The organism is Variovorax sp. FW305-3-2-15-B-LB1 (assembly GCF_058787635.1).
Genome location: NZ_JBYSZY010000007.1, coordinates 106290 through 119159, shown reverse-complemented (window position 1 = coordinate 119159; position 12870 = coordinate 106290). Strand labels below are relative to the sequence as shown.

Sequence of the window (12870 nt, the reverse complement as noted above, 5' to 3'; positions counted from 1 at the left end):
TTCCCATCACTCATTCACGTCGTCTCGAATCACAGGCTCTTGATTTCAATTCGGGCTTTCTACTGATTGAATCCAGAGATTCCACGGCAATTCCTCGCTGCACCCGTAGGGCCATAATTGGCCAATCTGGCCAGAATCCCCTACACTCGCGCCCCATGGCTCTCCTCTCGCCCCGTCGATACCCTGCGCGCGCAGCCCTGCCCATGGCAGCGGCCGGTCGTCGTGTGGGCGCCGTCGTCGCGGCGGCCACGTCGGTCCTCCGACGCACGTCCGCACATTCCTGAGCCCGGCGGTCCGCTACCTTCTTCTTGATGCGCACACCTTGACCGCCGGGCACCACACCGCGCGGTAGCGACCCTGTCTGTTGGAAAGGCGGGTTGCGTTCATCTGGAGTGCTTCATGCTTTCAACCGTTCACGGGGAGCGCACGCTCACCGAACTCGATTACGTCCGCCTCAGCAAATTCGCGGACACGCCGCTTCCCCCGGCCCTGGTCGATCTGCTCGACACGGCCGACATCCTTCCGTCACGGGAAATGCCCTCGGACATCGTGACGATGTACACCCAGGTGGAAATCGAAGACCTGCCCGCCGGACAGCGGCAGAAGATCGTGATCTGCTACCCCGCCGACGCGAACCCGACCACGGGCTTCATCTCGGTGTTCTCGCCCGTCGGCATCGGCCTGCTCGGCCAGAAGACCGGCGCGGTCGCGCGCTGGAAGACGCCGGGCGGCGGCGAACACAGCGCGCGCGTGATCGCCGTGCTGTTCCAGCCGGAAGCCAGCGGCGACTACACGACCTGAAAGTGCGCCGGCTCAGGCCGGAGGCCGGCGCCCCACCGGCTGGTCAGTGCTGCAACACGCCGGCGACGCCGGGGCCCCTGCTCTTCGCACTGTCGATGGTCGCGCTGACGGAACTCGTGTTGACTGCCAGCGCCACCAGCACCGCCCCCACGAACGACGGATCGGCGCTGCCGCTGTAGCCCGACGCCCCGGCAATGGCCAGGGCCTGCGCCACCTGTTGCGTCGTCAGCTCGACGGCGGCTTCTCCCACGATATTCCTCTTTTTTGTGGCCATCTGAAAACTCCTGCGAATGAAGTTCGGACTGTAACCAAGCCCCGACAAGCGCCACAAATGTTCCTGACCCTGTGACTTTCGACACTGGCCCGCGCATCGGGCGGCCCGTATCGTCGCGCGGGCGCGGCGCCCGCCGGTGGGGCGGACGCCACATTGTTTTCATTTGATGGACAGGGACATGCCTTTTTCCAAACTCTCTCTCGCCAGCGCACTCGCGGGCCTGCTCGCGCTTTCCGGTTGCCAGACCATGGACATGCAGATGGGCGCTCCGGCGGCCAAGACCACGGCCACGGGCAGCGCTGCCGGCGGCGCCACCTCGGGCGAGAGCAGCCAGCTCGAACGCTGCGATTCGCCGCTCGGTACCGTCTCGCTGATCGAGAACGTCAATGCCGGCTGGTACACCATCCTCACCGGTGAATACCGCCTGCCGCCCACGGCCAACCTGCTGCGCCTGCTGGTGCAGCAGTCGAACTGCTTCGTGGTGGTGGAGCGCGGCGCGGCCGGCATGAACGCCATGACGCGCGAGCGCGCACTGATGCAATCGGGCGAGATGCGCGGCGGCAGCAACTTCGGTCGCGGCCAGATGGTGGCCTCCGACTACGGCCTGTCGCCCGAGATCGTGTTCAGCAACAACGACGCCGGCGGCATCGGCGGCGCGCTCGGCGGCCTCGTGGGCGGCGGCCGTGGCCGGGCCATCGCGGCCGTGGGCGCCAGCCTGCAGACCAAGGAAGCCAGCGCGCTGCTGACGCTCATCGACAACCGCTCGGGCGTGCAGGTGGCTGCGGCCGAAGGCAGCGCCTCCAAGACCGACTTCGCAGGCTTCGGCGGCCTCGGTGGCCGCAGCGGTGCCGGCGGCATCGGCGGCTACACGAACACCGCGCAGGGCAAGGTGATCGCGGCGGCCTTCATGGACGCCTTCAACCAGATGGTCCGTTCGCTGCGCAACTACAAGGCGCAGACGGTGCGCGGACAAGGCCTGGGCGGCGGCGGCCGGCTGGGCGTGGACGGCGGCGCCGCCCCGTCGCAGACCTCGGCGCCGGGCGCCGCCCGCCCGCGCCGCAAGTAAGCGCGGCCGTCCATCGTCTTCGAAGTGACCCGGGCCGAATGCCGGTCGGGTTCACAATTCATCCCTCTGGAGGTGAAACACGATGGATGGTTTGGAAGAGTCGGCGGAAGCAGCCAAGGGCAAGCTTGTTTATCCCTTTACGGAGCTTCCGCCACGCGGCAAGTCGATCGAGGTCGCCGACGGGGTCCACTGGATCCGCATGCCGCTGCCCTATTCGCTCGACCACATCAACCTGTGGGCGCTGGACGACGGCGACGGCTGGGCCGTGGTCGACACCGGCGTGCGCACCGAGGAAACGGTGGCGGTCTGGCGCGAGCTGTTCGCCAATTCGCCGGACACGCGCGGCCTCACCCGCGTCTTCGTGACGCACATGCACCCCGACCACGTCGGCATGGCCGGCTGGCTCACGCGCAAGTTCGGCGTGCGGCTGTGGATGACCCGCTCCGAATACCTCATGTGCCGCGTGATGGTGTCCGACACCGGCCGCGAAGCGCCCGACGACGCCATCGCCTTCTACCGCCGCGCCGGCTGGGGCGAGGCGGCCATCGAGACCTACCGCACGCGCTTCGGCAACTTCGGCAAGCACATCCACCCGCTGCCCGACAGCTTCCGGCGCCTGCGCGACGGCGAGGTGCTGCGCATCGGCGCGCACGACTGGCGCGTCGTCACCGGCAACGGCCATTCGCCCGAGCACGCGTGCCTGTACTGCCCCGACCTGAAGGTGCTGATCTCGGGCGACCAGATCCTGCCGCGCATCTCATCCAACGTGTCGGTCTCGCCCGTCGAACCCGACGCCGACCCGATGGCCGACTGGCTCTCCTCGCTCGCCAAGCTCAAGCGCGAAGTGCCCGACGACGTGCTGGTGCTGCCGTCGCACAACGAGTGCTTCCGCGGCCTGCATGCGCGCATCGACCGGCTGCAGCACGGGCAGGAGCGCTCGCTCGACCGCTTGCGTAACGCATTGAAGACGCCGAAGCGCGCGGTCGATGTGTTCACGAGCCTGTTCGCGCGCAGCATCGCCGAATCCGACGTGCCGTTGCTGGGCATGGCCACCGGTGAAAGCCTCGCCTGCCTCAACTACCTGCGCCACCGCGGCGAGATCGCGTGCGACGTCGCCGACGACGGGGTGGCCTGGTACCGGCTGACCTCCGCCGCCTGAACGTCGATCAGACCTCGAGCACAACCTTGCCGATGTGCCCGGCGCGCTCGAGGTAGCGATGGGCCTGCACCACGTCGTCGAGCGCGAAGCTGCGGTCGATGCGCACATGCAGCGTGCCATCGGCAAGGCCCGCATCGATGAAAGCCAGCGCACGGCCCAATGCACCTTCGTCGCGCGGCAAACCCATGGTGGCGGCACCCGTGTGCTCCAGCACCTTGTAGACGTGGAAGCGCCAGCTCTTGCGGAACTGCGCAATCACCGGAAACCTGAATTCGGCGCCGCCCGACAGGCCATACAGCACATACCAGCCGCCATGCGCGACCACGTCGCCGAGCCGCTCGACCTGCGCGCCGCCCACGCCGTCGTACACCAGGTCGACACCGCGGCCTTCGGTGAGCGCCAGCACGCGCTCGACCACGTCTTCTTCGTCCGTCACGACCACATGCGTCGCGCCTGCTTTCCGCAGCGCGTCGCGCTTGGCGGCCGTGCGCGTGACCGCGATGGCGACGATGCCCGCCACGCGCGCCATCTGCAGCGCCGCGATGCCGGTGCCCGATGACGCCCCGGTGACCAGCATCACCTGACCGCGCTGCAGCCGTGCCATCTCGAACATCGGGAAGTAGCCCGTGAGGTAGGCCATGTAGGCGCCCGCAGCCTGCGCGACCGACAGGTTGGCGGGATACCGCACCACGTGCGCGGCCGGAAAGAGGATGCGGTCGCCGTAGGTCGGATACAGCCCCTGGCTCGCCCCCGGCAGCACCGCGACCCTGTCGCCCACGCCCAGCCCTTCGACGCCCTCGCCCACGGCCTCGATGACGCCGGCGGCTTCGTTGCCCAGCCCCGCCGGCAACGTCGCGTCTTCGATGTACAGGTTCTCGCGCCACAACGCGTCGGCCCGGTTCAGGCCGATGGCCTGCACCGCGATGCGCACCTCGCCAATGCCCGGCGCCGGCACCGCGACCTCTTCGAGCTTCAGCACCTCGGCACCGCCGAATGCGTGGAAGCGAACCATCCTGCTCATGACAACTCTCCTTCTTTTCTTGAATGACCGATGGCTTCAATCTAGAGGCCGCAGCGTCATCAAGGAAATCGATTCGCGGGATAGTCGCTATGCGCACCATCGATAACGCCCCGACCCCGATGAAACCCATCGAACTCAACCGCATCGACCTGAACCTGCTCACTGTGCTGGCCGCGCTCATGCGCGAGCGCCACGTCAGCCGCGCCGCCGAGCGGCTGAACCTCGGCCAGCCCGCGGTGAGCCATGCGCTCGCGCGACTGCGCGATCTCACCGGCGATCCGCTGCTGGTGCGCCAGGGCCGCGTGATGGAACCCACCGCGCGGGCACTCGCCCTGATGCAGGGCCTGGGCCCCGCGCTCGCGCAGATCGAGGCCACGTTCCGCGCGCAGGCCGACTTCGAACCGGCGCGCGCCGCGCCGGTGTTCCGCATCGGCCTGACCGACGACCTGCAAATCGCGATGCTGCCCCGCCTGCTGCGCGCCCTGAGCACCGAAGTGCCCGGCGCCAAGCTGGTGACGCTCACCGTCTGCTACCGCAACGCCATGCGCTACCTCGACCAGGGACGTGTCAGCGCGGTGATGTCCTTCCTGAAAGACCTGCCCGCCGATGCGAAGGTGCGCAAGGTCCGCACCGCGCGCTTTGCCGTGCTGCGCGCCGACACCGCGCCCGGCAGGTTGTCGCTCGACGACTACTGCCGCCGGCGCCACCTGCTCGTGACCTATGCCGGCGACCTGTGCGGCACCGTCGACGAAACGCTGGGCGAACTCGGACGCCAGCGCGACGTGCTCTTCTCGGTGCCGCAGTTCGGCAGCCTGCCCGCCGTGCTCGCCGGCACCGACCTGCTGGCCACGGTGCCCGAGCACGTGGCGCTGGCGCTGTCGGCGCAAAGCGGCCTGCGCTGCGAGCCCCTGCCCTTCGACAGCCCGAGCTACCAGTTGCGGATGGCCTGGCGCGCAGTGACCGACAAGGACCCGGCGCAGGCGTGGCTGCGCAAGGCCATGCTGCGGGCCGTCAACGATTAGGATGCAAGTCCACTTCCCTGGAGGACCCCGCATGCCGAGCACCGAGACCCACTTCGAACTGACCGCCAACGACGGCCATCCGGTGGAGGCCCACCGCTGGCAGGGCACCGCGCCGCGCGCCATCGTGCAACTGGCGCATGGCATGGGCGAGCATTCGCTGCGCTACCGGCCGCTGGCCGATGCGCTCACGCAGGCCGGCTACGTCGTCTACGCGAACGAGCACCGCGGCCACGGCCCCGGCGCCGCCGCGCGCGACGAACTTGGCGAGTTCGGCCCGCGCGGATTCGCCGGCCTCGTGGACGACATGGCGCTGCTCAGCCGTCACGCACGCGCCGAGCACCCCGGGCTGCCGCTGGTCCTCGTCGGCCACAGCATGGGCTCGTTCGCCACGCAGTACTACCTGGTGCGGCACAGCGAGCTGCTGTCGGGCGCGGTGCTGTCGGGCACCACGGCGCTCGACCTGCTGGGCGGGGCGCTGCAAAGCGGCTTCCGTCTCGAAGACATGAACGCCGCGCTGCCCGACGTGCGCACGCCCTTCGACTGGCTCAGCCGCGATCCGGCCCAGGTCGATGCCTACATCGCCGACCCGCTGTGCGGCTTCACCGTGTCGGCCGAAGGCATGGGCTCCATGTTCGCCAGCCTCGACGAACTCACGCCCGCCGCGATGCAGACGCGCATCCGGCCCGAGCTGCCGCTGTACCTGTTCACCGGCGACCAGGACCCGGTCAGCAACAAGGCCGAGTGGTTCTACCCGCTGGTGCAGCGCTACCGCGAGGCCGGCCTGCGCGACGTGTCGTGCCATCTGTTCGGCGGCGCACGCCACGAGACGCTCAACGAGACCAACCGCGACGAAGTCGTGGCCGTGCTGCTGGCCTGGCTCGCGCGCATCGTGCGATGAAGCTCCTCGCCTTCGACGAGAGCCTGGACCAGCGCCACATCCTGCCTTACGACCCGGCGTACGCCGAGGTGTTCGCGCAGGTGCAGCGTGACGTGCAAGCGCAGCTCGATGGCGTGGAACTGGTGCACATCGGTAGCACGGCCATCGTCGGCCTGCGAGGAAAGCCGATGGTCGACATCGCGGCGATCACACTTCATGATGACCTGCGCATGGCTCAGGCGGAATTCGAGGCCCTCGGGTTTCACCGCCGCCCCGTGTGGGTCGACACGGACGAGAAGCCCTACGTCTGCGCGTCCGTGCTGCACGGCGGGCGCAGGTTCAACCTCAACCTGCACATCTGCCATCGCGGCGACCCGGTGCATGCCGATTCGCTGGCGTTCATGGAAGTGCTCGACCGGCGCCCGGACCTGCGCAGGAAGTACGAAGAAGCCAAGGACCGCGCCCACGCCATCGACCCGGCCAACCCGCAGGTCTACAACCAGGAAAAAGAGGCGGTGATCCGGGAGATACAGGCCCAGGTCGGGCAGGCCTGGCTCTAGAGACTCGCCAGTATCCCGGTCGACGTGGCCTCTGCGGCCAGCTTCCCATCGGGGTTGTAGAGCGCGGCTTCGAGGAACGCCACGCGCTTCCCGCGCCGGATCACGCGCCCCTCGACGCGGCCTTCGCCGGGGCCGACCTTCTCGTAGAAGCTCACCTTGATCTCCAGGCTGAAGACCGTCTGCGCCTGCTCGGTGTCGTGCATGACCGCATGGGCCATGGCCGCGTCGAGCCAGGCGGTGATGAAGCCGCCCTGGGCGATCGTGCCGTTCGTGTGGCAGTACTCGCGCCGCACGGTGAAGGCGGCCTTCAGCGTCTTGTGCTCGGCGTCCCAACCGGTCACGTGGAAGTTGCCCATCGATTCGGACAGCGCCTGGCCCGAGCGGATGCGGGCTTCGAGTTCGTCGTTCATTGTTTTCGTTCGCAGCAGGTGAAGCAACAGGCATTCTCAGCCGAAAGCGCGGGGCCATCGGTCATCTCAGAGATAGCGCACCTCCGCCGGCACCTCGAACCAGTTGTTGTGGCGACCGTCCATGTAACGCACCGGCGCGGTGGACAGCTCTTCGAGCGTCGCGTCGTCCAGGCAGGAGACGTTCACGCTGACGTACGCGCCGCCGATCTCTGGCACGTTGCCGCGCCCGAAGGACTTGACGCCGCAATGGCGGCAGAACAGGTGCTCGGCGCTGAACGAGCCGAACTGGTAGCTCGACAGGTCTTCTTCGCCCGACAGCAGCGTGAAGTCGGCCGGCTTGACGATGGCGCCCCAGCCGCGCGATTTCATGCAGATCGAGCAGTTGCACTTGCCGGTGCCCGCGGCGAGGTCGATGAGCGCCTGGAAGCGCACCTTGCCGCAGTGGCAGCTGCCGTGATAGGTCTTCTTCATGGTCGGTGTCCGTGGAAACGAGTGGATGAAACCCGAGGCTACGACCCATTGCGGACAGATTCTGTCCTCGATCGCCGGCATGATGCAGCCCATGCTGTCCGCTTCCGCCCGCCTGCTTCGCCTGCTCGCGCTGTTCCAGGCCCAGCGCGCCTGGACCGGCGCCGCCCTGGCCGAGCGCCTGGAGATCACCGAGCGCACGCTGCGCCGCGACGTCGACCGGCTGCGCAGCCTCGGCTACACAGTCGACTCCACCTCGGGCGTGGCCGGCGGCTACCGGCTGGGTGCGGGCAGCGCCCTGCCCCCGCTGCTGCTGGAAGATGAAGAAGCCATTGCCGTGGCGCTGGCGCTCGGCCATGCCGGCACGGGCGAAGGCGACATCGGCAACGCCTCGATGCGCGCCCTTGCCAAGCTCGACCAGCTGATGCCGCCGCGCCTGCAGCGCCGCCTGGGCAGCGTGCGCGCCTCGGTGGTGCCGGTGATGCGCAGCAAGTCGGGCGTGCGCGTGAAGGCGGTGTCGATGTTCGCCGAGGCCTGCACCGAGCGGCGCGAACTGCGCTTCGGCTACCAGGACCACCACCAGACCGCCACGGCGCGCACGGTGGAGCCGCATCGCGTGGTGCAGACCGGCCAGCGCTGGTACCTGCTGGCCTGGGACACGGCGCGCCAGGACTGGCGCACCTTCCGTCTCGACCGCATCGTCGACGCCGAACCGACGGGCGCGCGCTTCACCGCGCGCCGCCTGCCGCTGGGCGACGTCGAGGCCTACATGGAACACGCGCTCAAGGTCTCGCCCTACCTGCACCACGCGCGCGTGATCGTGCATGCCCCGCTCGCGGCGCTGGAACCGCACCTGGGCTGGGTGGGCGGCGTGCCCGAAGCCCTCGACGCGGACCGCACGCGCGTCGTCATCGGCGCCAGTTCGCTCGACGCGCTGGCCGTGTGGCTGGGCTGCCTGGGCCACGACATCGAGATCGAGTCGCCTCCCGAACTGGTGCAGCACGTGGCGCAGGTCGCCGCACGGCTGGACACCATCGCGCGCCGGCAGGGTACCCCCATCCCCCGTCTATAGGATGGGCTCGCTCGATACCGGCCGATAGGCTTGCGGCACCTGCAACCTCCGAACGGAAACGGATCTGCCCATGCGCCTCGGCCCCGGTCTCGCCTGCGGAAGCCCGCCATGCCCCTGACCGCCACCCAGGTCGCCGTGGTCGAGGACGACAGCGGCATGCGCGAGCGCATCGCCCGCGTGATCGGCGCCGACCCCGCACTGGCGCTGGCCTTCAGCGCCTCGAACGCGGTCGACATCCTGAACTGGCTCACGGACAACCCGGTCGACGTGCTGCTGGTCGACCTCGGCCTGCCCGACCACCCCGGCCTGCAGGTGATCCGCCAGTGCCGCCGCATGCAGCCGGCCTGCGCGGTGATGGTGCTGACGATCTTCGGCGACGAGACCCACATGGTGCAGGCCTTCGAGGCCGGCGCGCGCGGCTACCTGCTCAAGGACGGCACCGAGGCCGACCTGGCGGCGCACCTGCGCCACCTGGGCGCCGGCGGCTCCCCGCTGCCGCCGGGCATCGCGCGGCAGCTGCTGCGCCGCTGGCAGGCCTCCGACGGCGCGCCCGGGCACCTCTCGTCGCGCGAGGCCGAAGTGCTCGACCGGGTGTCTCGTGGTTTCACCTATGCCGAAATCGGCGCGCAGATGGGAGTCTCCGCATCGACGGTTCAAACCCATATCAGAAACATCTACGGCAAGCTGGATGCGCCCCCACCCTCGGACGCCGTGTTGGCGACCCGCCCTCCAGGCCGGCTTTCCTAGCCGCGTGAGCCGCCCCTTCTTTTCCCGCATGCAAGCCGTGCTGCAACTGCTGCTGTGGCTGGTGCTCGCAGCCCCCTTCGCCCACGCTGCCACCCCGCCGGGCACCACCGACGTGGACTGGGCCGAAGCCAGCCTCGAGCCCGACGGCCTGCCGATGCAGGTGCGGCAGGTGGCGCTACCCTTCCGCTGGGACCACGAGTTTCCGGGGCGCGGCGGCAAGGCCAGCTACCGCATCGTGCTGCCCCCGGACGCCGCCCGCGCGGACGACGCCCAGGCCCTGCTGATGTCGGGCCTGGGCAACCAGGCCGCCGTGTGGTTCAACGGCGCGCTGGTCGCCAACTACGGCGTGCTCGGCGACCCGGCCTACGACGCAGGTAAGGCCAATCTGCTGATCCCGCTGGCCGCCGCCCTGCGGCGCGGCGACGGCCAGCCGCAGGAACTGCTCATCCAGGCCACCATCCAGCGCCAGCGCGGCGGCGGGCTGGCCAGCGTGCTCTACGGCCCCGAGGCTTCGCTGGCCCCGCTGCACCGCTCGCAGCAGAACTGGCGCAACACCTCGGCCATCGTCTATGCCGTGAGCTTGCTGCTGATGGGCGGCCTGGCCGCGGGGCTGTGGCTGCGCCAGCGCGACGCGCTCTACGGCTGCTTCGCGCTGGCCGCGCTCTCGGGCGTGGCGCGCAACCTCGACCGCGTGCTGACCGAAGGGCCCGTGCCCTGGCCGCTGTGGGGCGCCGTGGTGGCGGTCTGCTACGCCTGCCACATCGGGCTGATCGCGCGCTTCGTGCTGCTGGTGCTCGACCGCAATCCGCCCTGGCTGGTGCGCTCCATCTACGGCGCGCTGGCGCTGTCGGTGGTGCTGGCCTGCGCCTCCTTCGCCTTCGCGCTGCCGGCGCTGTGGACCACGGGGCTGGCGATCCTGCAGGTCACGAGCACCATCTGCCTGCCCTACGTGGTGCACGGCGCGCTGGTGGCGCGGCGGCGCATCGCGGGCGTGCTGATGGCGGCGGGCACGCTGGCCATCCTGGCTGGCGCGCACGACCTGCTGCTGGTGCGCATGGGCCTGTTCGGCGGCGCCTACTACACGCTCACCTCGCACGCGATCTTCTTCTTCGTGATGATCCTGGCCGGCCTCGTGGTGGAGCGCTACAGCCGCACCGTGGCCGACTACCGTTCGCTCAACGCCAACCTCGCCGCGCGCGTGGCCGAGCGCGAAGAACAGCTGCGCGGCGCCTTCGAAACCGTGCGCAAGCAGCAGGAAGAACAGGCCGTGCTGCTGGAGCGCCAGCGCATCATGCGGGAGATCCACGACGGCGTGGGCTCGCAGCTCGTGGGCCTGCTCAATGTGGTGAATCAGCCCGCGCCCGACCGCGACGTGGTCGAGGAGCACGTGAAGCTGGCGCTCGACGAGATGCGCATGGCCGTCGATTCGCTGCAGCCCATGCACGACGACCTGACGACCGTACTGGCCACGCTGCGCTACCGCCTGCAGCCCCGGCTGGACGCGGCGGGCATCGAGCTGGTGTGGGACGTGGCGCTCATCCCCACGCTCGCGCCCTTTGCCGCGCAGGCCGCACTGCAGCTGCAACGCATCCTGCTCGAGGCCTTCACCAACGTGTTGAAGCACGCCGGCGCCACGCGCATCGTGATGCATGTGGGCTGGCACGGCGAGCAGACGCCGCCGCTGGTTCGCATCGTGCTCACCGACAACGGCCGCGGGCTGCCGGCGAACGAACGCCCCGGTGGCCACGGCCTCGCGAACATGCGTTCGCGGGCGCAGGCCATCGGGGCGCGGCTGCAGATCGAGCGGGCCGACGCGCAGGCCGGCGGCACGCGCGTGTCGCTCGACTGGCCCTGCGCGCTGCCCTGAGCCCGGCCGGGCCGGTCAGCCCAGGCGCACCGGCACGAAGATCTTGTCCTCGCCGCGCTGGATCAAGAGCGCCACCGACTTGTCCGCCTTGGCCACCGCCTGGCGCACCTGCTCCAGGCTCTTGGCCGGCGTGCCGTTGATGGCCAGCAGCACGTCGCCGGCCTGCACCCCGGCCATCGCCGAGGGGCCCGCCACGTCCTCGATCAGCAGGCCGCCGTCGACCGAGGCCGCGCGCTGTTCCTGCGGCTGCAGCGGGCGCAGCGCCAGGCCGAGCTTGCCCTGCCCCGCCGTGTTGTCGGCCTTGGCGACCTGCGCCGGCTTGTCGCTCGCGTCGCCCAGCTTGGCCTGCAGCTCCTGGCGCTCGCCCTGGCGCCACACCTCGAGCGTGACCTTCTTGCCCGGCGCCTGCTGGCCGATGACGGCCGGCAGGTCGCCCGAGGACACGATGGCCTGGCCGTCGACCTTGCGGATCACGTCGCCCGCCTTCAGGCCGGCATGGTCGCCGGGGCCGCCCTTCTCGATGTTCGAGACCAGCGCGCCTTCGGGCTTGTCGAGCTTGAACGAATCGGCGAAGGCCTGGTTCACCTCCTGCACCGCGACGCCCAGGCGCGCATGCGTGGCCTTGCCGGTGGCGACGATCTGGTCCTTCACCTGCACGGCCACATCGATCGGAATGGCGAACGACACGCCCTGGTAGCCGCCACTGCGGCTGTAGATCTGCGAGTTGATGCCGACCACCTCGCCGCGCGCATTGAGCAGCGGCCCGCCCGAGTTGCCGGGGTTCACGGCCACGTCGGTCTGGATGAAGGGCACGTAGCTGTCGTCGGGCAGCGAACGGCCCTTGGCGCTCACCACGCCCGCCGTCACGGTGTTCTCGAAGCCGAAGGGCGAGCCGATGGCCAGCACCCATTCGCCGACCTTCAGGTCCTTGGTGTTGCCCAGCGCGAGCACCGGCAGGTTCTTGGCGTCGATCTTGAGCACCGCGATGTCGGTCTTGGCATCGGCGCCCAGCACCTTGGCGCGGTACTCGCGGCGGTCGGTCAGCTTGACGGTGACCTCCTTCGCGTCCTTCACCACGTGGGCGTTGGTCATGATGATGCCGCTCGGGTCCACGATGAAGCCCGAGCCCTGCGAGCGCACCGGCACGGCGCGCTGCTGCTGTTGCTGGCCGCGCGGTCCCATCTGCCCCTGGAAGTGGCGGAAGAACTGGAACATCGGATCGTCGGGGTCGATGCCCTGCAGCTGCGCCATCGTGTCGTCGTCCGGGGCCTTCTCGGTGCCGGTCACGCTGATGTTGACCACGGCCGGGCCGTCGCGCGAGGTGATGGTCGAGAAGTCGGGCAAGGTGACCATCGCGGCCGGCGCGGCCACGGCGGCAGTAGTGGCCGGGGCATTCACGGCACGGGCGCTGGTGTAGGCCCCGGCGCCGACGGCGCCGATCACGCCGGCGCTGGCCAGCGCGATCACGAGGGCACGGGGGGAAGTCAAGGCGGTTTTCATTCTTCGATTCCTTTCAATCCTGCGCC

The 12870-nt window shown here is 69.5% G+C and carries 14 protein-coding genes; 9 read left to right on the top strand and 5 right to left on the bottom strand.

The window, feature by feature from the left end; genetic code table 11:
- Nucleotides 1-399 precede the first annotated feature (399 nt).
- The gene (locus AC3WQR_RS06905) at nucleotides 400-801 is read left to right on the top strand and encodes a GreA/GreB family elongation factor (protein WP_062472433.1); all 402 of its coding nucleotides are present in this window, start codon (nucleotides 400-402) and stop codon (nucleotides 799-801) included.
- A 43-nt stretch (nucleotides 802-844) separates the two neighbouring features.
- Here the strand turns inward: AC3WQR_RS06905 and AC3WQR_RS06900 are convergent, their stop codons facing one another.
- Nucleotides 845-1075 (bottom strand): hypothetical protein, encoded by a 231-nt coding sequence (locus AC3WQR_RS06900; RefSeq protein ID WP_062472430.1) that lies wholly within the window; start codon nucleotides 1073-1075, stop codon nucleotides 845-847.
- Between the two features lie 178 nt (nucleotides 1076-1253).
- Between AC3WQR_RS06900 and AC3WQR_RS06895 the strand changes: the two genes are divergently transcribed.
- Entirely contained in the window at nucleotides 1254-2141 is an 888-nt protein-coding gene (locus AC3WQR_RS06895) for a CsgG/HfaB family protein (RefSeq protein WP_070060896.1), read from the top strand.
- A gap of 82 nt (nucleotides 2142-2223) precedes the next feature.
- Complete coding sequence (locus AC3WQR_RS06890; RefSeq protein WP_492741534.1) at nucleotides 2224-3300, top strand: MBL fold metallo-hydrolase; 1077 nt, start codon at nucleotides 2224-2226, stop codon at nucleotides 3298-3300.
- A 7-nt stretch (nucleotides 3301-3307) separates the two neighbouring features.
- On the opposite strand, the gene AC3WQR_RS06885 is transcribed toward AC3WQR_RS06890, so the two are convergent.
- Nucleotides 3308-4321, bottom strand: a complete 1014-nt coding sequence (locus AC3WQR_RS06885) for a zinc-dependent alcohol dehydrogenase family protein (protein ID WP_492741533.1) — start codon at nucleotides 4319-4321, stop codon at nucleotides 3308-3310.
- Between the two features lie 119 nt (nucleotides 4322-4440).
- Between AC3WQR_RS06885 and AC3WQR_RS06880 the strand changes: the two genes are divergently transcribed.
- The 3 genes from AC3WQR_RS06880 to AC3WQR_RS06870 are packed head-to-tail and all read left to right on the top strand — an operon-like array spanning nucleotide 4441 to nucleotide 6780.
- Nucleotides 4441-5343 carry a LysR family transcriptional regulator gene (locus AC3WQR_RS06880; protein ID WP_095745510.1) on the top strand — a complete coding sequence of 301 codons (903 nt, stop codon included), beginning with the start codon at nucleotides 4441-4443 and terminating at the stop codon, nucleotides 5341-5343.
- Between the two features lie 31 nt (nucleotides 5344-5374).
- Nucleotides 5375-6241 (top strand): alpha/beta fold hydrolase, encoded by an 867-nt coding sequence (locus tag AC3WQR_RS06875; RefSeq protein ID WP_492741532.1) that lies wholly within the window; start codon nucleotides 5375-5377, stop codon nucleotides 6239-6241.
- A complete protein-coding gene (locus AC3WQR_RS06870; RefSeq protein ID WP_492741531.1) occupies nucleotides 6238-6780 on the top strand; it encodes a GrpB family protein in 543 nt (180 codons plus the stop codon). The genes AC3WQR_RS06875 and AC3WQR_RS06870 overlap by 4 nt, the downstream gene beginning before the upstream one ends.
- Here the strand turns inward: AC3WQR_RS06870 and AC3WQR_RS06865 are convergent.
- Together AC3WQR_RS06865 and AC3WQR_RS06860 are read right to left on the bottom strand one after the other, a co-directional pair.
- On the bottom strand, nucleotides 6777-7190 hold the full coding sequence (locus AC3WQR_RS06865) for a PaaI family thioesterase (protein ID WP_062478117.1): 414 nt from the start codon (nucleotides 7188-7190) through the stop codon (nucleotides 6777-6779). The two genes, AC3WQR_RS06870 and AC3WQR_RS06865, sit on opposite strands and share 4 nt — an antisense overlap.
- Nucleotides 7191-7256: 66 nt before the next feature.
- A complete protein-coding gene (locus AC3WQR_RS06860; RefSeq protein ID WP_095745513.1) occupies nucleotides 7257-7661 on the bottom strand; it encodes a GFA family protein in 405 nt (134 codons plus the stop codon).
- Nucleotides 7662-7752: 91 nt separating this feature from the next.
- Between AC3WQR_RS06860 and AC3WQR_RS06855 the strand changes: the two genes are divergently transcribed.
- The 3 genes from AC3WQR_RS06855 (at nucleotide 7753) to AC3WQR_RS06845 (ending at nucleotide 11344) form a co-directional block, all read left to right on the top strand.
- Nucleotides 7753-8730, top strand: a complete 978-nt coding sequence (locus AC3WQR_RS06855; RefSeq protein ID WP_492741529.1) for a helix-turn-helix transcriptional regulator — start codon at nucleotides 7753-7755, stop codon at nucleotides 8728-8730.
- 108 nt (nucleotides 8731-8838) lie between these two features.
- Entirely contained in the window at nucleotides 8839-9477 is a 639-nt protein-coding gene (locus AC3WQR_RS06850) for a response regulator (RefSeq protein WP_159276685.1), read from the top strand.
- Between the two features lie 28 nt (nucleotides 9478-9505).
- On the top strand, nucleotides 9506-11344 hold the full coding sequence (locus AC3WQR_RS06845; RefSeq protein WP_390343578.1) for a sensor histidine kinase: 1839 nt from the start codon (nucleotides 9506-9508) through the stop codon (nucleotides 11342-11344).
- Between the two features lie 15 nt (nucleotides 11345-11359).
- Here AC3WQR_RS06845 and AC3WQR_RS06840 read toward each other — a convergent pair whose 3' ends face one another.
- Nucleotides 11360-12844, bottom strand: a complete 1485-nt coding sequence (locus tag AC3WQR_RS06840) for a Do family serine endopeptidase (protein ID WP_159276681.1) — start codon at nucleotides 12842-12844, stop codon at nucleotides 11360-11362.
- Nucleotides 12845-12870 lie beyond the last annotated feature (26 nt).